The sequence below is a fragment of the Streptococcus hyointestinalis genome, from assembly GCF_011039275.1.
Lineage (GTDB): Bacteria > Bacillota > Bacilli > Lactobacillales > Streptococcaceae > Streptococcus > Streptococcus hyointestinalis_A.
This window is the reverse complement of the sequence record NZ_JAAKGB010000001.1, coordinates 2,136,630-2,160,781: the sequence shown is the minus strand read 5'-3', so window position 1 is coordinate 2,160,781 and position 24,152 is coordinate 2,136,630. Positions and strand designations below refer to the sequence as shown.

Annotated in this window: 27 protein-coding genes; 19 read left to right on the top strand and 8 right to left on the bottom strand. The window is 41.8% G+C overall.

Annotation, left to right across the window (positions count from 1 at the left end; genetic code table 11):
* The first annotated feature begins 2 nt into the window (after nucleotides 1-2).
* From pgsA to G5B60_RS10930, 5 genes are all read left to right on the top strand, one after another.
* Nucleotides 3-542: a CDP-diacylglycerol--glycerol-3-phosphate 3-phosphatidyltransferase gene (pgsA, locus tag G5B60_RS10950; RefSeq protein ID WP_277423799.1), complete on the top strand. Its 540-nt coding sequence runs from the start codon at nucleotides 3-5 to the stop codon at nucleotides 540-542.
* Nucleotides 542-1,378 (top strand): energy-coupling factor ABC transporter ATP-binding protein, encoded by an 837-nt coding sequence (locus G5B60_RS10945; RefSeq protein WP_164684017.1) that lies wholly within the window; start codon nucleotides 542-544, stop codon nucleotides 1,376-1,378. The genes pgsA and G5B60_RS10945 overlap by 1 nt, the downstream gene beginning before the upstream one ends.
* Nucleotides 1,354-2,202: an energy-coupling factor ABC transporter ATP-binding protein gene (locus tag G5B60_RS10940; RefSeq protein ID WP_164684015.1), complete on the top strand. Its 849-nt coding sequence runs from the start codon at nucleotides 1,354-1,356 to the stop codon at nucleotides 2,200-2,202. The genes G5B60_RS10945 and G5B60_RS10940 overlap by 25 nt, the downstream gene beginning before the upstream one ends.
* Nucleotides 2,190-2,987 carry an energy-coupling factor transporter transmembrane component T family protein gene (locus G5B60_RS10935; protein WP_164684013.1) on the top strand — a complete coding sequence of 266 codons (798 nt, stop codon included), beginning with the start codon at nucleotides 2,190-2,192 and terminating at the stop codon, nucleotides 2,985-2,987. The genes G5B60_RS10940 and G5B60_RS10935 overlap by 13 nt, the downstream gene beginning before the upstream one ends.
* Before the next feature lie 134 nt (nucleotides 2,988-3,121).
* Nucleotides 3,122-3,829: a transglycosylase SLT domain-containing protein gene (locus G5B60_RS10930; RefSeq protein ID WP_206225098.1), complete on the top strand. Its 708-nt coding sequence runs from the start codon at nucleotides 3,122-3,124 to the stop codon at nucleotides 3,827-3,829.
* 31 nt (nucleotides 3,830-3,860) lie between these two features.
* Here the strand turns inward: G5B60_RS10930 and G5B60_RS10925 are convergent, their stop codons facing one another.
* From G5B60_RS10925 to sdaAB, 3 genes are read right to left on the bottom strand one after another with little or no spacing between them, the layout of a single operon-like run.
* Nucleotides 3,861-4,493 (bottom strand): HAD hydrolase-like protein, encoded by a 633-nt coding sequence (locus tag G5B60_RS10925; RefSeq protein WP_241154538.1) that lies wholly within the window; start codon nucleotides 4,491-4,493, stop codon nucleotides 3,861-3,863.
* A 24-nt stretch (nucleotides 4,494-4,517) separates the two neighbouring features.
* Nucleotides 4,518-5,387, bottom strand: a complete 870-nt coding sequence (gene sdaAA / locus G5B60_RS10920; protein ID WP_164684012.1) for an L-serine ammonia-lyase, iron-sulfur-dependent, subunit alpha — start codon at nucleotides 5,385-5,387, stop codon at nucleotides 4,518-4,520.
* A gap of 11 nt (nucleotides 5,388-5,398) precedes the next feature.
* Entirely contained in the window at nucleotides 5,399-6,070 is a 672-nt protein-coding gene (gene sdaAB, locus G5B60_RS10915; RefSeq protein WP_164684010.1) for an L-serine ammonia-lyase, iron-sulfur-dependent subunit beta, read from the bottom strand.
* Nucleotides 6,071-6,281: 211 nt separating this feature from the next.
* Here sdaAB and mnmA point away from each other — a divergent pair, with 211 nt between their 5' ends.
* From mnmA to rpsD, 10 genes are all read left to right on the top strand, one after another.
* Nucleotides 6,282-7,406 (top strand): tRNA 2-thiouridine(34) synthase MnmA, encoded by a 1,125-nt coding sequence (gene mnmA / locus G5B60_RS10910; protein WP_164684008.1) that lies wholly within the window; start codon nucleotides 6,282-6,284, stop codon nucleotides 7,404-7,406.
* A gap of 21 nt (nucleotides 7,407-7,427) precedes the next feature.
* Nucleotides 7,428-8,081: an RpiB/LacA/LacB family sugar-phosphate isomerase gene (locus G5B60_RS10905; protein WP_164684006.1), complete on the top strand. Its 654-nt coding sequence runs from the start codon at nucleotides 7,428-7,430 to the stop codon at nucleotides 8,079-8,081.
* A gap of 65 nt (nucleotides 8,082-8,146) precedes the next feature.
* The gene (locus G5B60_RS10900; RefSeq protein ID WP_164684004.1) at nucleotides 8,147-8,758 is read left to right on the top strand and encodes a MarC family protein; all 612 of its coding nucleotides are present in this window, start codon (nucleotides 8,147-8,149) and stop codon (nucleotides 8,756-8,758) included.
* Nucleotides 8,759-8,893: 135 nt separating this feature from the next.
* Nucleotides 8,894-9,352 (top strand): NUDIX hydrolase, encoded by a 459-nt coding sequence (locus G5B60_RS10895; RefSeq protein WP_164684002.1) that lies wholly within the window; start codon nucleotides 8,894-8,896, stop codon nucleotides 9,350-9,352.
* 1 nt (nucleotide 9,353) lies between these two features.
* Complete coding sequence (gene mnmG, locus G5B60_RS10890) at nucleotides 9,354-11,252, top strand: tRNA uridine-5-carboxymethylaminomethyl(34) synthesis enzyme MnmG (RefSeq protein WP_164684000.1); 1,899 nt, start codon at nucleotides 9,354-9,356, stop codon at nucleotides 11,250-11,252.
* Between the two features lie 76 nt (nucleotides 11,253-11,328).
* On the top strand, nucleotides 11,329-13,311 hold the full coding sequence (locus tag G5B60_RS10885) for a DHH family phosphoesterase (protein ID WP_164683998.1): 1,983 nt from the start codon (nucleotides 11,329-11,331) through the stop codon (nucleotides 13,309-13,311).
* Nucleotides 13,308-13,760 (top strand): 50S ribosomal protein L9, encoded by a 453-nt coding sequence (gene rplI, locus G5B60_RS10880; RefSeq protein ID WP_164683996.1) that lies wholly within the window; start codon nucleotides 13,308-13,310, stop codon nucleotides 13,758-13,760. The genes G5B60_RS10885 and rplI overlap by 4 nt, the downstream gene beginning before the upstream one ends.
* 42 nt (nucleotides 13,761-13,802) lie before the next feature.
* Complete coding sequence (gene dnaB / locus G5B60_RS10875) at nucleotides 13,803-15,152, top strand: replicative DNA helicase (protein WP_414490985.1); 1,350 nt, start codon at nucleotides 13,803-13,805, stop codon at nucleotides 15,150-15,152.
* Nucleotides 15,153-15,164: 12 nt separating this feature from the next.
* Nucleotides 15,165-15,437, top strand: a complete 273-nt coding sequence (locus tag G5B60_RS10870; protein WP_115271503.1) for a Veg family protein — start codon at nucleotides 15,165-15,167, stop codon at nucleotides 15,435-15,437.
* A gap of 223 nt (nucleotides 15,438-15,660) precedes the next feature.
* Entirely contained in the window at nucleotides 15,661-16,272 is a 612-nt protein-coding gene (gene rpsD, locus G5B60_RS10865) for a 30S ribosomal protein S4 (protein ID WP_115271499.1), read from the top strand.
* A gap of 79 nt (nucleotides 16,273-16,351) precedes the next feature.
* Here the strand turns inward: rpsD and G5B60_RS10860 are convergent, their stop codons facing one another.
* Nucleotides 16,352-16,888, bottom strand: coding sequence for a TetR/AcrR family transcriptional regulator (locus tag G5B60_RS10860; protein WP_164683994.1), 537 nt, complete (start codon nucleotides 16,886-16,888; stop codon nucleotides 16,352-16,354).
* A gap of 134 nt (nucleotides 16,889-17,022) precedes the next feature.
* Here G5B60_RS10860 and G5B60_RS10855 point away from each other — a divergent pair, with 134 nt between their 5' ends.
* Nucleotides 17,023-19,731, top strand: a complete 2,709-nt coding sequence (locus G5B60_RS10855; protein ID WP_164683992.1) for a YhgE/Pip domain-containing protein — start codon at nucleotides 17,023-17,025, stop codon at nucleotides 19,729-19,731.
* A 478-nt stretch (nucleotides 19,732-20,209) separates the two neighbouring features.
* Here the strand turns inward: G5B60_RS10855 and G5B60_RS11295 are convergent, their stop codons facing one another.
* Nucleotides 20,210-20,425 (bottom strand): hypothetical protein, encoded by a 216-nt coding sequence (locus G5B60_RS11295; RefSeq protein WP_206225097.1) that lies wholly within the window; start codon nucleotides 20,423-20,425, stop codon nucleotides 20,210-20,212.
* A 136-nt stretch (nucleotides 20,426-20,561) separates the two neighbouring features.
* On the opposite strand from G5B60_RS11295, the gene G5B60_RS10845 reads away from it, so the two are divergent.
* Nucleotides 20,562-20,861: a hypothetical protein gene (locus tag G5B60_RS10845; protein WP_164683990.1), complete on the top strand. Its 300-nt coding sequence runs from the start codon at nucleotides 20,562-20,564 to the stop codon at nucleotides 20,859-20,861.
* Between the two features lie 27 nt (nucleotides 20,862-20,888).
* On the opposite strand, the gene G5B60_RS10840 is transcribed toward G5B60_RS10845, so the two are convergent.
* From G5B60_RS10840 to rpmF, 3 genes are all read right to left on the bottom strand, one after another.
* Nucleotides 20,889-21,641 carry a class I SAM-dependent methyltransferase gene (locus tag G5B60_RS10840; protein ID WP_164683988.1) on the bottom strand — a complete coding sequence of 251 codons (753 nt, stop codon included), beginning with the start codon at nucleotides 21,639-21,641 and terminating at the stop codon, nucleotides 20,889-20,891.
* A gap of 138 nt (nucleotides 21,642-21,779) precedes the next feature.
* Nucleotides 21,780-21,929 (bottom strand): 50S ribosomal protein L33, encoded by a 150-nt coding sequence (gene rpmG, locus G5B60_RS10835; RefSeq protein ID WP_002262412.1) that lies wholly within the window; start codon nucleotides 21,927-21,929, stop codon nucleotides 21,780-21,782.
* Nucleotides 21,930-21,944: 15 nt separating this feature from the next.
* Nucleotides 21,945-22,121: a 50S ribosomal protein L32 gene (gene rpmF, locus G5B60_RS10830; protein ID WP_115271487.1), complete on the bottom strand. Its 177-nt coding sequence runs from the start codon at nucleotides 22,119-22,121 to the stop codon at nucleotides 21,945-21,947.
* Between the two features lie 245 nt (nucleotides 22,122-22,366).
* On the opposite strand from rpmF, the gene G5B60_RS10825 reads away from it, so the two are divergent.
* A complete protein-coding gene (locus tag G5B60_RS10825) occupies nucleotides 22,367-22,687 on the top strand; it encodes a DMT family transporter (RefSeq protein ID WP_164683986.1) in 321 nt (106 codons plus the stop codon).
* 136 nt (nucleotides 22,688-22,823) lie between these two features.
* A complete protein-coding gene (gene hisS, locus G5B60_RS10820) occupies nucleotides 22,824-24,104 on the top strand; it encodes a histidine--tRNA ligase (protein WP_164683984.1) in 1,281 nt (426 codons plus the stop codon).
* The last annotated feature ends 48 nt before the right edge of the window (nucleotides 24,105-24,152 follow it).

Genomic DNA, 24,152 nt, shown 5'->3' with positions numbered 1-24,152 from the left:
AGGTGAAAAAAGAAAACATTCCCAATTTACTGACGATTTTACGGATTTGTATGATTCCTGTGTTTTTGATATTGACAGGTGTTTCAGATAGTCTCTTATGGCATGTGGTTGCTGCTATAGTCTTTGCTGTAGCTAGCTTTACAGATTATTTAGATGGCTACTTGGCACGTAAGTGGCATGTTGTGACAAACTTTGGTAAGTTTGCAGACCCTCTAGCAGATAAGATGCTTGTCATGAGTGCTTTTATCATGCTGGTTGGACTTGACATGGTGCCAGCTTGGGTGGCGGCTGTTATCATTTGCCGTGAGTTAGCAGTGACAGGTCTACGTCTCCTCTTAGTGGAAAATGGTGGTACTGTTTTAGCAGCAGCTATGCCAGGAAAGATAAAAACAGCGACACAGATGTTATCTGTCATCCTCTTGCTGTGTCATGTGTCTCTACTAGGCACGATCTTACTCTACATTGCGCTCTTTTTCACCCTGTATTCAGGTTACGATTATTTCAAAGGAGCGAGCTATTTGTTTAAGGATACCTTTAAATAATGACACATATTATCGAAGTGGACCATTTGTCTTTTCGCTATGATGAGCAAAATGAACATTACAATCTAAAAGATGTCTCGTTTCACGTGAAACAAGGAGAGTGGCTGTCTATTGTAGGGCATAATGGCTCCGGAAAATCAACCTTGGTGCGTTTGCTTGATGGTTTATTAGCAGCTGAGTCTGGAACCATCATGGTTGACGGTCAGCTGATGAGTGAGGAGACCGTCTGGGATATTCGCCACAAGATAGGGATGGTTTTTCAAAATCCAGATAATCAGTTTGTCGGAGCAACGGTTGAGGATGATGTAGCTTTCGGCTTAGAAAATAAAGGCGTTGCGCTTGAGGACATGCGCCGTCGTGTGTCTGAGGCTTTAACTGTTGTCGGCATGGAAGCTTTTGCAAATAGCGAGCCTGCTCGTCTATCTGGTGGGCAAAAACAGCGAGTGGCCATCGCTGGCGCCATTGCTATGCAGCCTAAGATTATTATCTTGGATGAAGCGACAAGTATGCTAGACCCTAAAGGACGCTTAGAACTTATCCGTGTGATTAGTGCCATTCGCAAGCAACACGAGATGACTGTCATCTCAATTACCCATGATTTGGATGAAATAGCCTTGAGTGACCGTGTTTTGGTCTTAAAAGAAGGACAAGTTGAGTCTAGCACGACACCTAGAGACTTGTTTTCACGCCGTGATTTAGAAAGTATTGGACTTGACAAACCCTTTACAACAAGTGTCCTAACAGCCCTGAATGACTTAGGACTACCAATAGACACACACTATTTGACAGAGGATGAATTGGAGGAATGGCTATGGAGCTCTCTCTTAAAAATGTAAGCTATACCTATCAAGCAGGCACGCCGTTTGAACGACAGGCCTTATTTGATGTTAGCTTGTCCATCAAGGAGAAGAGCTATACAGCTATCATTGGGCACACAGGCTCTGGAAAATCCACACTTATGCAGCTGTTAAATGGATTAAATCTGCCGACGGAGGGGGAGGTTATTGTTGGCAATACGCACATTACCTCAACGTCAAAAAATAAAGACATCAAATCTGTCCGTCAAAAAGTTGGACTCGTCTTTCAATTTCCAGAGAGTCAGTTGTTTGAAGAAACAGTGCTAAAAGACGTCGCTTTTGGACCGCAAAACTTTGGTGTATCAAAGGAGAAAGCAGAAGACTTAGCACGTCAAAAACTGGAGTTGGTTGGTATTTCTCCAGAGTTGCACGATAAAAATCCATTTGACCTTTCGGGTGGACAGATGAGACGAGTGGCTATTGCGGGTATTTTAGCTATGGAGCCAGAGGTTTTGGTCCTGGATGAGCCAACTGCAGGTCTTGACCCCAAAGGGCGCTTGGAGTTGATGACGCTTTTTCATGATTTGCATCAAAAGGGACAAACCATTGTCCTTGTGACGCATGTCATGGATGATGTTGCAAATTATGCTGATACAGTTTATGCCCTTGAGTCAGGGAAAATCTTGCTAGCAGGAGCTCCGTGTGACGTTTTTCAGCAAGTAGACTTTTTAGAAGAAAAGCAATTGGGTGTCCCAAAAATTACAAAATTCAGTCAAGCCTTGGTCAAAAAAGGTTTACAGCTTGATAAATTGCCTATTACTTTGGAGGCATTTATGGAGGAGGTGCGTCCATGGATAAGTTGATTTTAGGACGTTACATCCCAGGAAATTCTCTGATTCATCGCTTGGATCCTAGAAGTAAGCTCATTGCTATGTTTTTATTTATTCTCATTGTATTTTGGGCAAATAATCTCGTGACCAACGTGATTCTAGTCATCTTTACAGTACTGTCAATACTCTTGTCACAGGTAAAACTATCCTTTTTCTTACGGGGTTTATGTCCTATGGTTGGGATTATCCTGTTTACCACGTTGTTTCAGGTTTTCTTTACAGGTGGCGGAAAAACGCTGTTCCACTTTGGTATCATAACGATTACTTCTTATGGTCTTAGTCAAGCCTGTCTCATCTTTATGCGCTTTGTTTTGATTATCTTTTTTTCAACCTTGCTGACCTTGACCACGACACCACTTAGTTTATCAGACGCTGTTGAGTCTCTTTTACGTCCTCTAACACGATTTAAGGTTCCTGCTCACGAGATTGGCTTGATGTTGTCACTTAGTTTACGCTTTGTGCCAACTTTGATGGATGACACGACTCGCATTATGAATGCACAAAGAGCTCGTGGGGTAGACTTTGGCGAAGGTAGTCTACTCAATAAAGTCAAAACGATTATTCCTATTCTCATTCCTCTATTTGCCTCAAGCTTTAAACGAGCTGATGCCCTTGCTATCGCTATGGAGGCTAGAGGTTATCAAGGCGGCGATGGTCGCAGTAAATACCGTATCCTCAAATGGGAGCGTAAAGATAGCTTGACAATCCTTGTCATGTTATTCATTGGATTAGTCTTATTTCTCTTAAAAAGCCCCTAAAAGAACGCTATTCTAGCGTTTTTTTATGTCGAAACAATATCTTTGTAACATTTTTAATCAGGAAACAATTTTGAAGTAACAAACAAAGTATATGATAGGTATTGTAAGAATGAAATATGAGGTGTAACGATTATATGACAAGACTAAAACGTCGATATGAAGAACGTCGTCAAGCAAAGGTTCGTCGCATGACTTATCTTCTCTTAGGAGGCTTGGTGGTCGTTGCTAGTGTCAGTGTTTTCTTCTTTACTTTAGCAGCGACAAAAGTTAATACTGAAACGCTGTCTGCTAAAATTTCATCATCAAAAGCGCATAAAGCAATCAAAGCCAAAACGGCATCTAGCTCTAGTCAAGTGAGTGCACTTGTCCAAGTGAGCACAAGTACCAGTGAATCGTCTGAAGAAACGCTAGCAAGTACAAGCGAAGAAGTACAAGATAGTGTAGATACAGCAACAGAAATGACAGACACTAATACCCAACAACCAGTCGCACAAGAAGCAACGACACAGGTCTATACAGACACAACAACAGCTCCAGTGCAGACTAGTCAAGCGCAAGCAACAACTGTAAGTACCACTCGTTTATCAAATGGTAATACTGCAGGAAGTGTCGGCACAGCAGCCGCTGCTCAAATGGCAGCAGCAACAGGTGTTCCACAGTCAACTTGGGAATACATCATTGCTCGTGAATCAAACGGAAATCCTAACGCAGCTAACGGTTCTGGTGCCTCAGGTCTTTTCCAAACCATGCCAGGTTGGGGTTCTACAGCAACAGTTCAAGACCAAGTCAATGCAGCTATCAAAGCTTACAATGCTCAAGGGCTATCTGCTTGGGGATATTAACAAAAAATCTTAGACATTTGTCTAAGATTTTTTATGTTAGATGAGTGATGAGGTCTTTGGGAGATGAGATGATAGTGCTGGCACCATATTGGACTAGGTCATCTTCTTCTCCAAAGCCCCATGTGACACCGATACAGTCAATGCCACGCTTTTTTCCACCAATCATATCAAACTTTGTATCGCCGATGATAGCCGCTTTATCAGGTGTGATATTGTGCTTATCAAGGCAGGCAGCAATCACGTCTTCCTTTACAAAACGTTGGGGCGTAGAGCCGTAAATAGCTGTAAAGTAGCTGTCAATTTCAAGTGCCTTTAGCATTTGGTGAGCAGAGGGCTCATGCTTACTAGTTGTGACAAAGAGCTGGTAGGATTGGCTTAGTGATTCTAAAGCAAAAGCAATATCATCGTAAAGTCTAACCTCGTGAATGCCTTTTTCTTGATAATAATCACGAAAGAAAGCAATTGCCTGCTCAATTTGGGCAAGATTGTCAAAGAAATGTGAGAAAGTGGTCTCAAGCGGTGGTCCGATGAAGGTTGACAAAGTTTCTTCATCAGGAACTGGCATGTTAAGCTTTGAAAAAGTATAGTGAAAAGCATTTTTGATGCCTTTACTAGAGTCAACTAATGTCCCATCAAGGTCGAAGAAAAGGTATTTTAACATCATAGAGCTCTTTCTAAAACTTTATATCTAGCCAAAAATCTCTTTAGCTAAGTGTCTGCCTGTTGGTGTAGCTGCTAGTCCGCCTTCAGCTGTTTCACGAAAGGCAGTTGGCAAGCTAGAGCCGACTTGGTACATGGCGTCAATCACCTCGTCAACAGGGATTTTTGAGGTGATACCAGCTAGCGCCATATCAGCTGCGACAAAGGCAAAGCTCGCTCCCATGGCGTTTCGCTTGACACAAGGAACCTCGACAAGCCCAGCGACAGGGTCGCAGATGAGACCTAGCATGTTCTTGATGACAAAGCAAATCGCTTGGCTGGCTTCTTGAGCTGTCCCTCCAGCTGCCATTGTAAGAGCTGCTGCCGCCATAGCAGAGGCTGAGCCGACCTCGGCTTGACAGCCACCTTCGGCTCCAGAGATAGAGGCGTTATTCGCAATAACTAAGCCAAAAGCACCAGCGGTAAATAAAAACTGTAGCTGCTCTGTTTCTGTGAGTCCTAGTTTATCAATAGCTGTAGTGAGAACGGCAGGGAGACAGCCAGCTGAGCCTGCTGTTGGTGTTGCACAGACCAAGCCCATCTTGGCATTGTGTTCATTGACAGCGATAGCATTGCGAGCAGCAGAGAGAATGGTAAGGTCAGATAAGGTCTTTCCTTTTTTGATGTAGTCGTCTAGTTTTTTAGCATCGCCTCCTGTCAGTCCAGAGCGTGATGTTTCTGGCGATAAGCCTTTTTGGACAGAGGCTTTCATGACTTCTAGGTTTTTTGTCATAAGCTGGATGATTTCAGAGCGACTGCGCCCGCTAAGCTCTATTTCGGTTGCAATCATCAGTTCAGCAACATTGCCATCATAGCGATTTTCTGCTTGTTGGATGAGTTCTTCAACGCTGTAAAACATAATCTTCCCTTCTAATCAAAAAAATGCACATTGTGTAGGTTAGGGATATGCCCTATCTCATCGACTGCTTTGTCGCAGTCATGCGAGTCTACCTCGATAATCATAATCGCCTTTTCACCAGCTTTTTCCCGTGTCACATTCATCTGAGCGATATTGATACGATAAGACGACAAAATGTCTGTCACATAGGCAATCATGCCAGGCACGTCTTGGTGCACGATGATAATGGTCGGTGTATTCATGTTGACATTGACGGCAAAGCCGTTGAGCTCGGTCACTTGGATATTGCCACCACCGATAGAAATACCTGTAGCTGAGAGGCTCTTGTGGTCATTTTTCATGATGATTTGTGTGGTATTAGGGTGCGGTGCATTGGACTCTTTATTGATTCTCCAAGAAATCTTGATACCTTTTTGATGCGCAATCTCAAGAGCATTTGGAATATTAGGATCATCAGTATCCATGCCCAAAACCCCAGCGACTAAGGCAAGGTCAGTACCGTGTCCACGATAGGTTTTAGCAAAGGAATTATAGAGTTGAAACTCAACCTCAGTAGGTATCTCGCCAAAAATAGCAGAGACAATTTTTCCAATACGAACAGCACCAGCCGTATGGCTGCTAGATGGTCCGATCATAACCGGACCAATAATATCAAAAACAGATTGAAATTTTAAATGTTTCATGCTTATATCCTCTAATGTAGTCTGCTTTATTATACCAAATAAACGCCTATTTCCTAAATGAAAATTTAAAGACTAAGACTTTAAAAAGCAGGGGATTATTGTTATAATAATCATTAGCGCTTTTGGCGCTTCAAAATCGACCTTCAAATCGACTTTTGAAAACTAGGCCCTTCAAGCCTATGTTAAAAAATATCTTGATGGGAGAAATATCATGACAAATGATCATTCAAAAACACGTGTTGTTGTCGGTATGAGTGGCGGCGTTGACTCGTCTGTAACGGCTCTGCTTTTAAAAGAGCAAGGTTACGATGTGATTGGCGTCTTTATGAAAAACTGGGACGACACAGATGAGTTTGGTGTCTGTACGGCAACCGAAGACTACAAGGACGTGGCAGCAGTGGCTGACCAAATCGGTATTCCTTATTACTCTGTCAACTTTGAAAAAGAGTATTGGGACCGTGTCTTTGAGTATTTCCTTGCGGAGTATCGTGCAGGGCGTACACCAAACCCTGACGTGATGTGCAATAAAGAAATTAAATTCAAAGCCTTTCTTGATTACGCTATGACGCTTGGTGCGGATTATGTAGCGACTGGGCACTACGCACAGGTAGCGCGTGATGAGGACGGCACTGTTCACATGCTACGTGGAGCAGACAACAATAAAGACCAAACCTACTTTTTAAGTCAATTATCACAAGAACAATTGCAAAAAGTCATGTTTCCGCTTGGGCATTTAGAAAAACCAGAAGTGCGCAAAATCGCAGAGCGTGCAGGACTTGCAACAGCGAAGAAAAAGGACTCAACGGGGATTTGCTTTATTGGTGAGAAAAACTTCAAAGAGTTTTTAAGCCATTATCTACCTGCTCAGCCTGGTCGTATGATGACTGTTGATGGTCGTGATATGGGTGAACACGCTGGTTTGATGTATTACACGATTGGCCAACGTGGCGGTCTTGGTATCGGCGGTCAGCAAGGCGGTGACAATGCACCTTGGTTTGTTGTTGGAAAAGACTTATCTCAAAATATCCTCTATGTCGGACAAGGTTTCTACCATGAAGCGCTTATGTCAACCAGCCTTGACGCTTCAAGCATCCACTTCACACGTGATATGCCTGAAGAGTTCACACTAGAGTGCACAGCTAAGTTCCGTTATCGTCAAGCAGATAGTAAAGTTACTGTCAAGGTTAAGGGGGATATGGCACAGGTCCTCTTTGATGAGCCCCAGCGAGCGATCACTCCAGGTCAAGCCGTTGTTTTTTATGATGGTGAAGAATGTCTAGGGGGCGGACTCATCGATATGGCTTACAAAGACGGAGAAGCTTGTCAATACATTTAAAAGATTGTGTAGGAAAATAAGATGAAAATTGGGGTCATTCAAGCAAGTACAAGAACAAGTATCAATGATTTGTTGTTTCAGTCCGTTCAAAAAGCTGTCAAGGGACAGCACGATGTTGTCAATCTCGGTGTCTTTCCAGATGAGACAGAGACTTACTCCTATGTTGAAGTCGCTGTTATGATAAGTTTGCTGATAGAAACACATAGTCTTGATTTTGTCGTCACAGGCTGTTCATCTGGTCAAGGGATGATGATGGCTTGTAATAGCTTACCTGGATTACGCTGTGGTTTTGTTCAAACGCCACAAGACGCTTATCTTTTTGGGCGTATCAATGATGGCAATGTCGTGTCCTTGCCCTTGGGCTTAAACTTTGGCTGGTCAGGTGAGCTCAATTTACAATACACTTTAGATAAGCTATTTGACGGTGAGTTTGGTGTAGGCTATCCAAAAGAAGATGCCAAGCGTAAACGTCAGGAAAATCAGTTGCTAGTGGACTTAGCAGTTCTGACCAAGCGCACTTTTCTTGAGATTATAGACGACTTGGACCCCAAACTCCTTCACAAAATCCTACATAGAGAACGTTTTTACAGTTACATGATGGCTAATGGAAGACAGTCATCATTGCTAGAAAAACTATCAGAAATGAAGTTGACAGAAGTGTCAAGTGATAAATAATACAAGCCAATCATTACGGAAAGGATAAGTTTTGATGGAAATATAAGAGTTGTAAAGGTTGTCACATGGTTACAAAATTTATTTTATCGTTTATGGCATTTTTTGCCATCATGAATCCCATTTCGAATCTGCCAGCTTATATGGCGATTGTGGCAGGAGATGACAAGAAAATATCACGCAAAATTGCAACGAAAAGTATTCTCATTGCTTTTGCTATTATCTTCGTCTTTGTTTTCAGTGGACATCTGATTTTCAAGGTTTTTGGGATTACGCTAGATGCTCTGCGTATAGCGGGTGGTATCTTGGTTGCAGTTATTGGCTACAATATGATTAACGGCGTGCACTCACCTGATTCTCAAAATCTCCCCAATGACAAAAAAGATCCGACGGATGTCGCTATATCCCCTCTTGCCATGCCTTTATTTGCAGGACCAGGGACAATAGCTACCTCCATCACCTTAGCAGAAGGCAAATTAGAGTACCAGATTATCACAATCATTGCTTTTGCACTGCTATGTCTGATTACTTATTTTCTGCTGCTTAGTGCAGACACTATCTCTAAGTGGTTAGGGCAAGGCATGATGACGATTATCACTCGTATGATGGGCTTGATATTGACAACCATTGGCATTCAGATGTTGATTGATGGGATTAAGGGCGCTTTTTCCCTTAAATAAAGTTGCTTTTTTTGGAGAAATTGATAAAATAAAGGAAATACAACTATGATGGTCAAAGCTCATTAGAATTGTGCGTTTTTACCGCACAATTTTCGAGGGTTTTGGCTGTTTTTGTGCAGTTAAGGAGAGTTTTAAATGGATTTTAGAACTAGAATTGGTGAGCAGAGCTTTGGTGTTAGAGCATCAGCTTTAATTATTAAAGATGAAAAAATATATTTAGCAAAATCTCCTAAAAATGAATATTATTTGTTAGGTGGAGCAATCTTAGTAAATGAATTAACTGAAGATGCCATAATACGCGAAATGAAAGAAGAACTTAATATTGATATTGAAGTTAAACAGTTGGCTTTTGTTGTCGAAAATCAGTTTTCTTTGGATCTCACAAAACATCATCAAATTGAATTTCTTTACTTAGTGAACCCACTTTCTGACCTTAATAAAGAGATATATGAAGGAGGTCAGAAGCGTATGTGTGAGTGGATTTCGTATAAAGAACTCAATAAGATTAACCTAAATCCAAGCTTTTTAAAAATTGCCCTAAAAAACTGGGATGGTCAAGTCAAACATTTTGTAAATAAGGATAAGGAGAAATAAAATGACACATGAATTTGCTGAAAATTATGATGTAATTGTTGTTGGTGCCGGTCATGCTGGTGTGGAAGCTAGTCTTGCTGCCAGTCGTATGGGCTGTAAGACAATGCTAGCCACCATCAATCTTGAAATGCTAGCTTTTATGCCCTGTAATCCCTCTATTGGTGGTTCTGCCAAAGGGATTGTCGTTCGAGAGATTGACGCTCTAGGCGGTGAGATGGGCAAGAACATTGACAAGACCTATATCCAGATGAAGATGCTAAACACTGGTAAGGGTCCTGCTGTGCGTGCCCTACGTGCACAAGCGGACAAGGCGCTTTACTCTCGCATGATGAAACAAACCGTTGAACGTCAGGAAAACCTGACCCTTCGTCAAGCCATGATTGATGAGATTCTGGTAGAAGAGGGCAAAGTCGTTGGTGTTCGCACAGCCACTAATCAATACTTTTCAGCTAAAGCTGTGGTGGTCACAACAGGAACGGCTCTACGTGGTGAGATTATCCTAGGAGAGTTAAAATACTCGTCAGGTCCTAATAACAGCCTCGCTTCTATCACCTTAGCAGACAATCTAAAAGAGCTAGGTCTTGAAATCGGACGTTTTAAAACAGGAACACCTCCTCGTGTCAAGGCGTCTTCAATCAATTACGATGAAACAGAAATCCAGCCTGGAGATAGCAAGCCAAATCATTTTTCCTTTTTATCAAAAGACGAAGATTACATCACTGACCAAGTCCCATGCTGGCTGACCTACACCAACCAAACCAGTCACGACATTATCAATAAAAACCTCTACCGTGCCCCCATGTTTTCTGGAATTGTCAAGGGTGTGGGACCTCGTTATTGTCCATCAATTGAGGATAAAATCGTACGTTTTGCAGACAAAGAGCGCCATCAACTCTTTCTAGAGCCTGAAGGGCGTGAGACCGAAGAGGTCTATGTTCAAGGTTTGTCAACGAGTCTACCAGAAGATGTTCAAGTGGAGTTGTTACACTCGATTAAAGGCTTAGAGCAGGCTGAAATGATGCGCACAGGTTATGCGATTGAGTATGATATTGTCCTGCCTCACCAACTGCGAGCAACTCTAGAGACAAAGACCATATCAGGTCTCTTTACAGCTGGTCAAACTAACGGAACCTCTGGCTATGAAGAAGCAGCTGGTCAAGGCTTAGTAGCAGGTATCAATGCTGCGCTTAAAGTGCAAGGTAAGACAGAGTTGATCTTGAAGCGTAGCGATGCTTACATCGGTGTCATGATTGATGACTTAGTCACTAAAGGAACACTAGAGCCTTATCGTCTCTTAACCAGTCGTGCAGAGTACCGTTTGATTTTAAGACATGACAATGCCGATATGCGCCTTACTGAAATTGGACGACAAGTAGGGCTTGTCGACGATGAGCGCTATCGTGTCTTTACAGAGAGAAAACGTCAGTTTGACAATGAGTTGACACGCCTGTCAACTATCAAGTTAAAACCTATCAAGGAAACAAATGAGCGCATTACAGCTCTAGGCTTTAAACCGCTGACTGATGCCTTGACAGCCAAAGAGTTTATGCGCCGTCCAGAGATTGACTATGCAACGATTGTGGACTTTATTGGACCTTCTGAAGAGAAGCTAGACAGCAAAGTCATTGAGCTTTTAGAGACTGAAATCAAGTACGAAGGCTACATCAATAAAGCGTTAGATCAAGTGGCTAAGATGAAACGCATGGAAGAAAAACGCATACCAGCAACCATTGATTGGGATGATATTGATTCCATTGCGACAGAAGCCCGTCAGAAATTCAAGAAAATCAATCCTGAAACAATCGGGCAAGCCAGCCGTATTTCAGGTGTCAACCCAGCAGATATTAGTATCTTGATGGTTTATTTGGAAGGGAGACGCAAAGCGTCTAAAAACTCTTAACAAAAACGTTAAAAAAGCAGTCCTAAGTTTATTTTAGGGCTGTTTTATGGTATAATGCGGTCTTAAGAGGTTAATTATGAAAAGATTTCGCTTTGCAAGTATTCACTTAGTGCTCATAGGATTGATTTTATTTGGTATTTTAGCGATTAGTGTGCGTCTACTACAATCACAGGTGGCTCTGTTGGCTATTATTTTTGTAGTGATTGCCTTGGTGACGGCTTTGCTCTATTATCAAAAAGAAACCTATGAGATTTCAGAATTGGAGCAAATTGAGCTCTTAAACGATCAAACAGAGGTTACACTTAAAAATTTATTGGATCAGATGCCTGTGGGTGTCATTCAGTTTAATATCGAAACCAATGAAGTAGAGTGGTTCAATCCCTATGCTGAGTTGATTTTCACAGACGAAGAGGGTTTCTTTGACGACGATAAAGTGAGAGAAATCATCATCAACAAGCGCAGTGGCGCTGCTAGTCAGACATTTGAAGTCAGTGGTAATAAATACGCAGCCTACCTTGATTTGAAAACAGGGGTCTTTTACTTTTTTGATGCCACGATGGGCAATCGTCAACTGGGAGATGCAGCCATGATACGCCCTGTTATTGGGATTATTTCGGTGGACAACTATGACGATATGACTGACAATCTACCAGACGCTGAGGTTGCGACTATTAACGGTTTTATTGCCAGCTTCATTTCTGACTTTGCCAAGGAGCGAGATATCTTTTACCGCCGTGTCAACATGGACCGGTTCTATTTCTTTACGAACTATGCTATCTTGAAAGACTTGATGGACACTAAGTTTAAGGTGCTTGATCAGTTTAGAAAACAGACAGCAGAGCGAGAATTTCCTCTGACATTAAGTATGGGGATCGCCTTTGGGGATGGCAATCATAGTCAGATTGGGCAGTTAGCACTGCAAAATCTCAATATGGCTCTCGTGCGTGGGGGAGACCAGATCGTTATCCGAGAAAATGACGCCAACTCACAAGCTATTTTCTTTGGAGGAGGCACAGCTTCAACGATTAAACACTCTAGAACACGAACAAGGGCGATGATGTCTGCCATTTCAGATCGCCTAAAGACCGTGGACAATGTCTTTGTTGTTGGGCATCGTAACCTTGACTTAGATGCGCTAGGTGCCTCTGTTGGGATGCAATTTTTCGCAAGCAACATCCTCCCTCGTAGCTATGCGGTTTATAATCCTCGTGAGATGAATATTGACATTAAGCGTGCGGTTCACTACCTTATCGAGGATGACAAGACTAACCTCATCTCACTGGAGCAAGCAAAGCAGATGGTGACACCACAGTCTATCTTGGTCATGGTGGATCATTCAAAGATTAGTTTGACCTTGTCAAAAGAGTTTTATCAGCTGTTTCATGAGGTGATTGTTATTGACCACCACAGACGGGATGAGGATTTCCCTAAAAATGCTAGCCTTTCCTTTATTGAGAGTGGGGCTAGTAGTGCCAGTGAGCTAGTGACTGAGCTGATTCAGTTCCAACAGTCCTCACGCAAGCTTAGCAAAACACAAGCCAGTATCTTGATGTCTGGTATCATGCTAGATACCAAGAACTTCTCAACGGGTGTTACAAGTCGGACCTTTGATGTGGCAAGTTACCTACGCTCACGTGGTAGCGATAGCAGTGAAATCCAAACTATCTCAGCAACAGACTTCAATGAATACCGAGCCATCAACGAGCTGGTTCTTAGAGGTGAGCGTGTGGCAAACGGTATTATTGTAGCGACTGGAGCTGACAATAGGATTTACAACAATGTCATTGCTAGTAAAGCTGCAGACACATTATTGTCAATGTCGGGCATGGAAGCTAGCTTTGTTATTACGCACAACCAGACAGGAAAGGTAGCCATATCCGCTAGAAGTCACAAGACAATCAACGTTCAGTTGATTATGGAAAAATTAGGCGGAGGCGGTCACTTTAATTTTGCTGCTTGTCAGTTAGTTGATATGACTGTAAACGAAGCTAAGGAAAAATTACTTGAAGTCATCACAAATGAATTAACCAAAACAACCAATCAGGAGGAACTATCATGAAAGTTATTTTTTTACAAGACGTTAAAGGTAAAGGGAAAAAAGGAGAAATCAAAGAGGTTCCTACTGGATATGCTCAAAATTTCCTTATCAAGAAAAACTTGGCAAAAGAAGCTACAAATCAAGCTATCGGTGAGTTAAAAGGCAAACAAAAATCAGAAGAAAAAGCACAAGCAGAGCTGCTAGCAGAAGCTCAAAAAGTGAAAGCTAAGTTGTCAGAAGACGCAACACGTGTGCAGTTCACCGAAAAAGTCGGACCAGACGGACGTACTTTTGGTTCTATTACAGCTAAGAAAATTGCAGATGAGCTGTTGAAACAATATGGACTGAAAGTTGACAAGCGCCATATCGAGTTAGAACACCCTATTCGTGCTATTGGCTTGATTGAAGTGCCAGTAAAATTGCATAAGGATGTTACTGGTGAAATCAAGCTTCACATCAAAGAAGCCTAGTGGGACAAGCGTTGGAAGGTAAGGTGACATAAGGTGGCAGAAATGCAGGAAATGCGTGTTCAGCCACAGGATTTATTGGCTGAACAATCGGTGTTAGGGGCTATCTTTATCTCACCAGATAAGCTCATAACCGTTCGTGAGTTCATCGCTCCCGAAGATTTTTACAAATACTCGCATCAGGTTATTTTTAGAGCCATGATTACGCTTAGCGACCGCAATGACGTGATTGATGCCACAACGGTTCGTGGTATTTTAGATAGTCAAGGTGATTTACAAAATATCGGTGGACTTGCCTACATTGTTGAGCTGGTTAATAGTGTGCCAACTAGTGCCAATGCTGAGTTTTATGCCAAGATAGTCGCTGAAAAGGCAATGCTGCGCAATATTATCAGCAAGTTGACAGAAACTGTCAACCTTGCTTATGAAGGTGCTGTCGAGTCTGATGAGATTATTGCTAATGCTGAGAAAGCCTTGGTTGACATCAATGAGCACAATAGCCGCAGTGGGTTTAGACGTATCTCAGATGTTTTGAAAATCAACTATGAAAACCTAGAAATACGTTCCAAACAAACCAGCGACATTACAGGTTTGCCGACAGGTTTTCGAGATCTTGACCGCATAACAACTGGTTTACATCCTGATCAGCTGATTATCCTAGCAGCCCGTCCTGCGGTCGGAAAAACAGCCTTTGCTCTTAACATCGCTCAAAATGTGGGCACAAAGCAAAATCAACCTGTTGCTATCTTCTCGCTTGAAATGGGTGCAGAAGATTTGGTCAATCGTTTCCTAGCTTCGGAAGGGATGGTTGACGCTAGAAATCTTAGGACAGGGCAACTAACCGAGCAGGAGTGGACAAATGTCACCATTGCCCAAGGTGCGCTAGCGGATGCTCCGATCTATATCGACGACACTGCTTCTATCAAGATTACCGAGATTCGTGCGAGAGCTCGCAAGCTAGCGCAGGAGACGGGTGGTTTAGGGCTTATCGTGATTGACTACCTTCAGTTGATTACAGGGACACGCCCAGAAAATCGTCAACAAGAAGTGTCTGAAATCTCACGTCAATTAAAGATTTTGGCTAAAGAGTTGAGAGTGCCTGTCATTGCTCTCAGTCAGCTATCTCGTAGTGTTGAGCAGCGTCAGGATAAGCGCCCGGTCTTGTCAGACATTCGTGAGTCAGGGTCTATTGAGCAGGATGCCGATATCGTTGCTTTTCTTTACCGTGAGGACTATTACCGAAGAGAAGGTGACAATGACGAGGAGGCTATTGATGACAATACCATCGAGGTTATCCTTGAGAAAAACCGTGCTGGAGCACGTGGGACCGTGAAGCTTATGTTCCAAAAAGAGTACAATAAATTTTCAAGTATCGCACAATTTGAAGAAAGATAGAGAGGAAATCCTATGAGTGATGCATTTGCAGACGTTGCAAAAATGAAAAAAATCAAAGAAGACATTAAAAACCACGAGGGTCAGCTGGTTGAGTTGACACTGGAAAATGGACGTAAACGTGAAAAAAATAAAGTAGGACGTCTTATTGAGGTCTACCCATCGCTGTTTATCGTTGAGTACAAGGACGAATCTGGCGTGCCAGGTGTCGAGGACAATACTTATGTTGAGTCTTACACTTACTCTGATATTTTAACGGAGAAGACCCTCATTCATTATTTTGACTAAGTTTTTAAAACTTAGTTTTTTTGTAGAATTATTTTGCAATTTGGCTAAAACTATGCTATACTAGTCTTTGTGTGAAATAGCAGCAGGACAAAATGAAGCTCGTCAACAGATGTCTTGAAAGATGAGTAACCTTGGCTGTTTAGGCGAAGGGCATCTGCACGAATTAGGTTTGTCTAAGTGACTATTTCCCCAAATCTTATATTTTTTAGAGGAGGACATGTAAATGTCACGTTATACAGGACCATCATGGAAACAATCTCGCCGTCTCGGCTTGTCTCTTACTGGTACAGGTAAAGAATTAGCACGTCGTAACTACGTGCCAGGTCAACACGGACCTAACAACCGCAGCAAACTTTCAGAATACGGTTTGCAATTGGCTGAAAAACAAAAATTGCGTTTCACTTACGGTTTGGGTGAAAAACAATTCCGTAACTTGTTCGTACAAGCTACTAAAATCAAAGGTGGAACACTTGGTTTCAACTTCATGGTACTTCTTGAGCGTCGTTTGGACAACGTTGTTTACCGCTTAGGTCTCGCAACTACACGTCGTCAAGCACGTCAATTTGTAAACCACGGTCACATCCTTGTAGACGGTAAACGTGTTGATATCCCTTCATACCGTGTGACACCAGGTCAAGTGATTTCTGTTCGTGAAAAATCACTTAAAGTTCCTGCTATCCTTGAAGCAGTTGAAGCTACTGTTGGACGTCCAGCATTTGTTACTTTTGATGCTGAAAAGCTTGAAGGTACACTTTCTCGTCTTCCAGAACGTGATGAAATCAACCCAGAAATCAACGAAGCTCTTATCGTTGAATACTACAACAAACAACTTTAAGATATTATTATTCAAAAGCCAGTTCACAAGAATTGGCTTTTTTGGCATTAAAAAAGACTAGGTAACCTAGCCTTGTCTCTTAGTCGAGCATGTTGAGTAAGAGTTTTGTGATTTCTTGAGGGGTTTCACGCTTACCTCTGGTCACCCACATCTGGTAAACACCAAAGACTGCATGACTAACATAGACGCTAGTATAGAGTGTCTCGACAGGGGTTTCAGCTTTACCATCGAGATAAATCTCATGTAGGTCTTGAGAAATCATTTTTTGGAGCTTTGTTCTAATAAAAGTCTGGATTTCCCTAGTCCCATTTTGCGTGAGAAGCGCCGCAAACAAGGACTCTCTGTCTAAAAACTCGAAAATTTCCAGGAAAGCAGCCCGTTTATCAAATTGGTTTTTATCAAAGATATATTCTAACTTATTAAAGAGAGATTGTTGGTAAATATCAATCATCTCATACTTATCCTTGTAGTGATTGTAGAAGTTAGAACGACTAATATGAGCTGTTTTAGCAAGATCGCTGGTGCTGATTTCATCAAAATTTTGCTGTTTTAAAAGCTCCACCATAGCATCTTCTAAAGCTTTTTTGGTTCTTTCCTTACGGGTATCGTGTGACATATGCAACTCCTTTTAAACAACTTTGTACACGGTGTCTAAAAACAAAATCGTTAAGGTTGTAAAATAGATTAAAATCAGTATAATAATATATTATAACAGAAAAAGAAAGAATTTGTCCAAGTAGAAAGGGAAATATGTTAGAGGAATTAAAAGCAATTTTAAAAAGCCCAAAATTATGGGTAACAATCTTTGGGGTGTCTTTGATCCCCATGATGTACAATGTGATCTTCCTATCTTCCATGTGGAATCCGTATGGTAAACTGGATAAGTTACCCGTTGCGGTGGTCAATGAGGATAAATCAGCAACACTTAACAACCAAAAGCTAACCATTGGTGCTGACATGGTAGATAGTCTTGAAAAAAGCAAGACGCTAGATTATCATTTTGTTTCTAAAAGCAAGGCAGAAGAAGGCTTGGCTGATGGTGACTATTATATGGTGATTACTTTCCCAGAGGATATGTCAGAAAATGCAGCTAGTCTGATGACTAATGATCCTAAGCAGTTGACGATTAACTATCAAACAACTAAGGGACGTAGTTTTGTGGCTTCTAAGATGAGTGAGTCTGCCATGACAAAACTAAAAGCTAAGGTATCACAGTCTATCACAAAAACGTACACCTCTGCTGTTTTTAAAAGCATGACAAAACTACAAGGCGGAATGACACAAGCTGTCGATGGAACGCAACAGCTAGCAGACGGTAGCAAGACGCTAAAAGACGGTAGTCAAACTTTGACCGATAACCTACAAACGTTAGCGAGCTCTAGTCAAACCTTTGCTACTGGTGCCAATACTCTAAGTAGTGGCTTGATTACTTATACCAATGGTGTTGGTACTTTGTACAGTGGCTTAGGCACACTCTCAAGTGGTCTTACGACTTACACGAATGGTGTTGGTACTTTGTACAATGGTTTAGGCACTCTCTCAAGTGGTCTTACGACTTATACGAATGGTGTCGGTACTTTGGCTAGTGGTTTGGGCACTTTCTCAAGCGGTCTTACGACTTATACGAATGGTGTCAGCCAAGTGGCAAGTGGTCTTAATCAGCTCGATAGCAATACACAACAGCTGGTTGATGGTATCTCAAGTCTGTCAAGCAGTAGCCAAGACATTCAAAAACTGGTTGATGGGGCAACACAGTTGACAGATGGTTTACAAAGTTTATCATCTAAGACAGAACTATCAGCTGATCAACAAGCCAATATCGATGCTTTGAAAGCAGGTCTACCACAGTTAAATCAAGCTATTCAAGCCTTGAATAGTAGTTTGAGCAGTCAATCTGGAAGCAGCGTTGATACTTCAGGTGTCTTAGCGAGTCTCAACACACTTGAGAGCCAGCTCCAGTCACTGCAGTCATCATCTAGCTCATCTAGTAGCTCACTCGCTGCTGTCCAAGCGACCTCTGCCTACCAAAGCTTAAGCTCAGAGCAACAAAGCGAGATAACAGCTGCGATTACCAACTCTAGCTCATCTAGCTCAGTAGACGTTTCCCCAGCTTTAAGTACAGTTGCTAGTCTCAAGACAGCATTGGCACAATTGCAATCAACAAGCACAAATAGCCAGCTGGCTAATCTCCAAGCACAAGTTAGTGCTATTGCTAGCCAAGCCAATACTGCTCTTACTGGAGCTACAGACGCTTTGACACAGCTCGATAGTGGTATGTCAGACATCCACACAGCTGTGAGCCAATCAGCACTTCCAGGAAGTCAACAATTGACATCTGGTATCTCAACATTGCAAAGCCAACTTGCAAGTGGCTCTAGCCAATTGTTGTCAGGAGCGACAACCTTTAGTAATGCCGTTTCTGCACTCAATAGCGGAGCTACTAAATTAGCGGATAATAACTCTAGCTTGATGTCTGGTATCAGCCAAATCGATACAGGAGCAAACCAATTAACAAGCAACAACGGTCAGTTGTTATCAGGAACGAGCCAATTGCTCTCAGGTGCAGGACAATTAGCAGGTAACTCTTCTACACTTACTAGCGGTACCGCTCAGTTAGTCTCAGGTGCAGGTCAATTAGCAAGCAATTCTTCAACGCTTGTCAGTGGTGCAGGTCAACTCGCTTCAGGAGCTGATCAGATTGCTTCAGGTTCTAGCCAATTGGCACAAGGTGGCACAAGCTTGACAAATGGCTTGACAACCTTGTCAACAGGTACAGATACATTGCTAAGCTCTCTAAGCAAAGCTGAAAATCAATTGAAACTGGTATCTGTTAAACCGAAAAACGCTACAGCAGTAGCGAACCCACTTAAAGTGACTCACACAGATAAAGATAATGTCAAGACCAATGGTGTCGGTATGGCGCCTTACATGATGTCAGTAGCGCTTATGGTTGTAGCCTTATCAGCCAATGTCATCTTTGCTGAGGCTCTCTCTGGTAAAGAACCTAAGAACCGCTTTGCATGGGCAGGCAACAAGCTCCTCATCAATGGTATCATTGCCACAGCTTCTCCAATCATCCTTGTATTTGCTGTGATGGCAATCGGTGTCAACCCAAGCTATGTTGGTAGAACTTTTGTGATAGCTATTCTAGCTGCTTGGAGTATGATGGCACTTGTTACTGCCTTGGTCGGATGGGACAGACGATATGGTTCCTTCATCAGTATGATTATCCTGCTCTTACAATTAGGAGCGAGCGCAGGAACTTACCCTATCCAATTGAGTAATAAATTCTTTGAAACTGTGCAACCATACTTGCCAATGTCTTACGCTGTTTCAGGATTTAGAGAAACCATTTCCCTAACAGGAGATATCACAGGACAAATCTGGGCATTGCTAGGCTTTACGGTAGGTTCTATGATTTTAGCCCTTCTCATTTACCGTAAACCAACAGAAGATTAATAAAAAAGTTCGAGTAAAGCTCGAACTTTTTTATGACTAAGGCAAAACGAAAGAGACCTGATCACTCAGGCCTCTCTCAGGAGATTTATGAAAAAGAAAAGTTTTAGGATGGTTACAGTATAGCGACCACTGCTTAAAAAAAGCTTAAAACATACGATTTTAGTGATTTTTGTATGTTTTAATCCGTCGGACCAAAAAAAGAGCAGCAGGTAAAAGATGAGAATGATGACACTAAAAGCACCGATATAAATGACACGTCCTAGAGGGTGTTTGGGATTGATGGCTATACCAAGGGCTCTTGTTTCTGAGAAACTCTTGTTGTCTTGAAAACGACTAAGCTCATATCTATAACCAGAAAGGAGCATGCAAAATAGGACAACGCACAATAAGCCAGAAAGAAGCTTTTGAGTTCTTAGAGAAGCGCCGTCTCCTAAAATAAACATGGTGACGATGATAGCCAATTCGCAGGCTAAAAAAGTCAATAAAAGGATAAATGACAGACGCTCCTTGATGTGTGGTTTAGGCGGTGTTTTTTATCTGAATGGTAGTAAAGCGCATTGCCTAAAGTCAGTAGGACAAGTAAAGTTCCAAGTCCCATTAAGCTTATCCGATAATTCCAGTCAGCAGCAATAGCCAAAATAGCAAAGATTACAAATCCTGCTGTCATGACGACATTAAATGACTTTCGTGACATAACATACCTCACAAAAAACACTGTTTATAATATTACCTCTAACACCTTATTATATCACAAAAACGCTTTCAAAAGTAGTCTTGATTTTAAAGATGATGAGTGTTAGAGTTAGTGTGAAAAAATGAGGAGGGTAGCCATGGATTTAGACGATAAATGTTATCATATGACAAATGTATTGATGGATTTGTGTGATAAATTGGAACTTAAAAACAGGAGTACTTTTATCTTGAAATACAACCTATCTCAAGAAGAATCTAGGACGATAGATACTATCTTTTTAGAACTGGTGGAAAATGAAACACAAGTAACCATCGATACTTTCACTGATATTGTGAATAATAGACTAGAGCGACATTTTTCAAAACCAGTCATAGAAGAGCTTTTAGAAGTTTATGCCGACTATCAACCAAAAGCTATAAAGAGGGTTAAACTATAAAATCAAAGGTTAACAGAAACCTTGATTTTATAGTTTAACGGCTTTAGTTGCGATAAATGTCTTAATGTTCAGTTCATGGAGCCTTCCGGAGCCGTTGGTATCCTCGTATAAATCAAGTAATGTGAATCCGGCTTTCAATTGTCCGCCTATTTGTTCTGTCATATTATGAGAAAACTGCATGCCTGCATTTTCTTTGACCATGTAGCTTCTAGCTTTTTCATCTTTTAAAGGATTGAATGGCATTTTCCAAATGATTTCTTTTTCATCGTCATCCACGATATAGTTGATTTCATTATTTAATCCAGCAAGAAAAATGCCACCCTTTTTCAAGACTCTGTACACCTCATTGAAAATGTGTTGCACATCCTCAACATAGCAGTTTGATACAGGATGGAAAACAATATCAAAAAACTCATCTTCGTAGGGAAGTTTTTTTGTCATATCTCCCTCTATGGCTTCTATGTGATAGCCTTCTCTTTCTGCCACTTTCAATTCAGACTCGATTTGTTTTGAGGAATAGTCCAGCACACTACATGTTGCACCGAGTGCAGCAAATATTGGCATTTGTTGGCCACCACCAGAGGCTAATCCCAGAATTTTTTTATTTTTCAACTCTCCAAACCACTCATGAGGTACAGGTACTGTTGGAGTCAGCAAAATCTCCCACTTGCCATTTTGTGCTTCTAGATACTCTTCGTGCGAAATAGGTATTGCCCACACCCAGCCTTCCTCTACCCAGCTATCAATCGTTTCTCTATTTATATCCTGATATGATTTCATAATATTACTCCTCTCCTATTGAAAACGATTACTAAAGGTATTATAACATATCTCTCTTTTCGCTAGTCAGATAAAACCGCATTTTGAGCAAATAAAAAACCTAGAAACGCTGGTTTCATAGGTTTTTAGTGTGTTCAATTATTTAACTTCTGTAAAAATCACGTGTTTACGCAATTTTGGTGAGTATTTTTTCAATTGAAGACGGTCTGGCGTGTTACGTTTGTTTTTAGAAGTAAGGTACAAGCGTTCACCAGATTCTTTGTGTTCAAGTGTGATATTTACGCGCATGATATCTCCCTTCTATTATTTGCCAGCTTTAGCGATTTTACGTCCTTTGTAGTATCCTTTCAAAGATACACGGTGTGAACGTGAGTAATCTCCAGTAGTTTCGTCAAATTGTACTGATGGTGCAGTCAATTTGTAGTGTGTACGACGTTTGTTTTTCTTCGCTTTGGAAGTGTGACGTGCAGGTACTGCCATGTTTATGTTTTCCTTTCAATATGAGTTTTGATTTTCATCAACTTCACTATGATACCATATCTTTTTTGTAAAGTAAAGTTACTTGACAGATTTTTTTGAGAAAGCATTGACTTCCTTAGCACTCTTTGCTAGAATGGACTTAATTTGGTAGCTGCCGGGTTACCAAAGCGCTTAGACAAAACGTCCGTAGGCTTTTAGAGATGTTTTGTGTGGGCGCCTTTTTTATTATTTTGGAGGTAGATTTTATGGTATGGTTTTATTTGATTTTAGCAGGCATCGCAGAGGTTTTCTGGTCAACCTGTATGAAGTTGTCAGAAGGTTTTTCCGTTTTAAAATTCACGATTTTGACCATTGTCGGTATGCTTGTGAGTTTTTACTTTCTATCCTTGGCGACAAAGGAGCTGCCGCTAGGAACGGCTTATGCTATCTGGACAGGCATTGGTGCTCTTGGAGCTGTGATTGTTGGTATCGTGATGTTTAAAGAACCTGCAAATGCAGCCCGTCTCTTCTTTGCTCTATTGCTTTTGATTGGTATCATTGGGCTGAAAGTCACCTCAGGACACTGATTGTTTCATGTGAAACTTAGTTTTCCATCCTTTTATAAACGCCTAAAATATGGTAAAATAAGGTACGTTTATCAGTTAGAGAAAGGATGAGAGTGTCTAGGCTAGCTGCTTGTTTTAAGGACACTCTAGAGTGATTATGAAGTTACAAAAACCCAAAGGAACACAGGATTTATTGCCACAAGATACGCTCAAATGGCAATACGTAGAAGATGTAGCACGCAAGACCTTTGCCAACTACCGCTATGCTGAGATTAGAACTCCGATGTTTGAGCACTACGAGGTTATCAGCCGCTCTGTCGGTGATACGACAGATATCGTCACCAAGGAGATGTATGATTTTTACGATAAGGGGGATCGTCACATCACCCTGCGTCCAGAAGGGACAGCGCCTGTGGTGCGCTCTTATGTCGAAAATAAACTCTTTGCGCCAGAGGTACAAAAGCCTGTCAAGCTGTATTATATGGGCTCAATGTTTCGCTATGAGCGTCCTCAAGCGGGGCGCTTGCGTGAGTTTCACCAGATTGGGGTCGAGTGCTTCGGCTCTAGCAATCCCGCTACAGATGTTGAGACCATCGCTATGGCTTATCAGCTCTTTGACAATCTCGGTATCAAAGATGTGACTTTGCACCTTAACAGCCTTGGGAATACTGAGAGTCGTCTTGCCTATAGACAAGCTTTGATTGACTACTTGACACCGCTTCATGACAGTCTCTCTAAGGATAGCCAGCGTCGTTTGGAGGAAAATCCGCTACGTGTGCTAGATTCTAAGGAAAAAGAGGACAAGGCAGCCGTTGAGAATGCGCCGTCTATTCTTGATTACTTGGATGAGGAGAGTCAAGCGCACTTTGATGCGGTGCGTGATATGCTAGAGGCGCTAGGCATTCCTTATGTCATTGATACCAACATGGTGCGTGGTTTGGATTATTATAACCACACGATTTTTGAGTTCATGGCGACTGTTGGTGGCTCTGAGTTGACCATCTGTGCTGGTGGGCGCTATGATGGTTTGGTTGAGTATTTTGATGGACCAGCGACCCCTGGTTTTGGCTTTGGACTTGGTATTGAGCGCTTGCTTCTAGTTCTTGAAAAGCAGGGGGCTGCTTTGCCTTCTTGTGAGCCGCTAGACGCTTACATCGCTGTTTTAGGGGATGAGGTCAATAGCGCAGCGCTTCAGTTAGTTCAAGCACTTCGTCAGCAAGGCTTTAGCGCTGAGCGTGATTACCTAGGGCGCAAACTAAAAGCGCAGTTCAAGGCAGCCGACAGCTTTAATGCCAAAACAGTTATTACACTTGGTTCAAGCGAGCTTGAAAGCCAGCAAGTCAGCGTCAAAAACAATCACACACGTGAAGAAGTCAAAGCGAGCTTAGAGGCGATAAAAACAGACTTTGCAAGTATCTTAAAACAACTGAATTTCTAAAAAACAGTCTCATCTGAGACTGTTTTTTGCCGTTTAGACAAGAAGAAT

Excerpts from the sequence above, each read along its gene's own strand:
- G5B60_RS10945 (WP_164684017.1), top strand. The coding sequence starts at position 542 with ATGACACATATTATCGAAGTGGACCATTTGTCTTTTCGCTATGATGAG.
- G5B60_RS10940 (WP_164684015.1), top strand. The coding sequence starts at position 1,354 with ATGGAGCTCTCTCTTAAAAATGTAAGCTATACCTATCAAGCAGGCACG.
- G5B60_RS10935 (WP_164684013.1), top strand. The coding sequence starts at position 2,190 with ATGGATAAGTTGATTTTAGGACGTTACATCCCAGGAAATTCTCTGATT.
- G5B60_RS10930 (WP_206225098.1), top strand. The coding sequence starts at position 3,122 with ATGACAAGACTAAAACGTCGATATGAAGAACGTCGTCAAGCAAAGGTT.
- G5B60_RS10925 (WP_241154538.1), bottom strand. The coding sequence starts at position 4,493 with ATGATGTTAAAATACCTTTTCTTCGACCTTGATGGGACATTAGTTGAC.
- sdaAA (WP_164684012.1), bottom strand. The coding sequence starts at position 5,387 with ATGTTTTACAGCGTTGAAGAACTCATCCAACAAGCAGAAAATCGCTAT.
- sdaAB (WP_164684010.1), bottom strand. The coding sequence starts at position 6,070 with ATGAAACATTTAAAATTTCAATCTGTTTTTGATATTATTGGTCCGGTT.
- mnmA (WP_164684008.1), top strand. The coding sequence starts at position 6,282 with ATGACAAATGATCATTCAAAAACACGTGTTGTTGTCGGTATGAGTGGC.
- G5B60_RS10905 (WP_164684006.1), top strand. The coding sequence starts at position 7,428 with ATGAAAATTGGGGTCATTCAAGCAAGTACAAGAACAAGTATCAATGAT.
- G5B60_RS10900 (WP_164684004.1), top strand. The coding sequence starts at position 8,147 with ATGGTTACAAAATTTATTTTATCGTTTATGGCATTTTTTGCCATCATG.
- G5B60_RS10895 (WP_164684002.1), top strand. The coding sequence starts at position 8,894 with ATGGATTTTAGAACTAGAATTGGTGAGCAGAGCTTTGGTGTTAGAGCA.
- mnmG (WP_164684000.1), top strand. The coding sequence starts at position 9,354 with ATGACACATGAATTTGCTGAAAATTATGATGTAATTGTTGTTGGTGCC.
- G5B60_RS10885 (WP_164683998.1), top strand. The coding sequence starts at position 11,329 with ATGAAAAGATTTCGCTTTGCAAGTATTCACTTAGTGCTCATAGGATTG.
- rplI (WP_164683996.1), top strand. The coding sequence starts at position 13,308 with ATGAAAGTTATTTTTTTACAAGACGTTAAAGGTAAAGGGAAAAAAGGA.
- dnaB (WP_414490985.1), top strand. The coding sequence starts at position 13,803 with ATGCAGGAAATGCGTGTTCAGCCACAGGATTTATTGGCTGAACAATCG.
- G5B60_RS10870 (WP_115271503.1), top strand. The coding sequence starts at position 15,165 with ATGAGTGATGCATTTGCAGACGTTGCAAAAATGAAAAAAATCAAAGAA.
- rpsD (WP_115271499.1), top strand. The coding sequence starts at position 15,661 with ATGTCACGTTATACAGGACCATCATGGAAACAATCTCGCCGTCTCGGC.
- G5B60_RS10860 (WP_164683994.1), bottom strand. The coding sequence starts at position 16,888 with ATGTCACACGATACCCGTAAGGAAAGAACCAAAAAAGCTTTAGAAGAT.
- G5B60_RS10855 (WP_164683992.1), top strand. The coding sequence starts at position 17,023 with ATGTTAGAGGAATTAAAAGCAATTTTAAAAAGCCCAAAATTATGGGTA.
- G5B60_RS11295 (WP_206225097.1), bottom strand. The coding sequence starts at position 20,425 with ATGTCACGAAAGTCATTTAATGTCGTCATGACAGCAGGATTTGTAATC.
- G5B60_RS10845 (WP_164683990.1), top strand. The coding sequence starts at position 20,562 with ATGGATTTAGACGATAAATGTTATCATATGACAAATGTATTGATGGAT.
- G5B60_RS10840 (WP_164683988.1), bottom strand. The coding sequence starts at position 21,641 with ATGAAATCATATCAGGATATAAATAGAGAAACGATTGATAGCTGGGTA.
- rpmG (WP_002262412.1), bottom strand. The coding sequence starts at position 21,929 with ATGCGCGTAAATATCACACTTGAACACAAAGAATCTGGTGAACGCTTG.
- rpmF (WP_115271487.1), bottom strand. The coding sequence starts at position 22,121 with ATGGCAGTACCTGCACGTCACACTTCCAAAGCGAAGAAAAACAAACGT.
- G5B60_RS10825 (WP_164683986.1), top strand. The coding sequence starts at position 22,367 with ATGGTATGGTTTTATTTGATTTTAGCAGGCATCGCAGAGGTTTTCTGG.
- hisS (WP_164683984.1), top strand. The coding sequence starts at position 22,824 with ATGAAGTTACAAAAACCCAAAGGAACACAGGATTTATTGCCACAAGAT.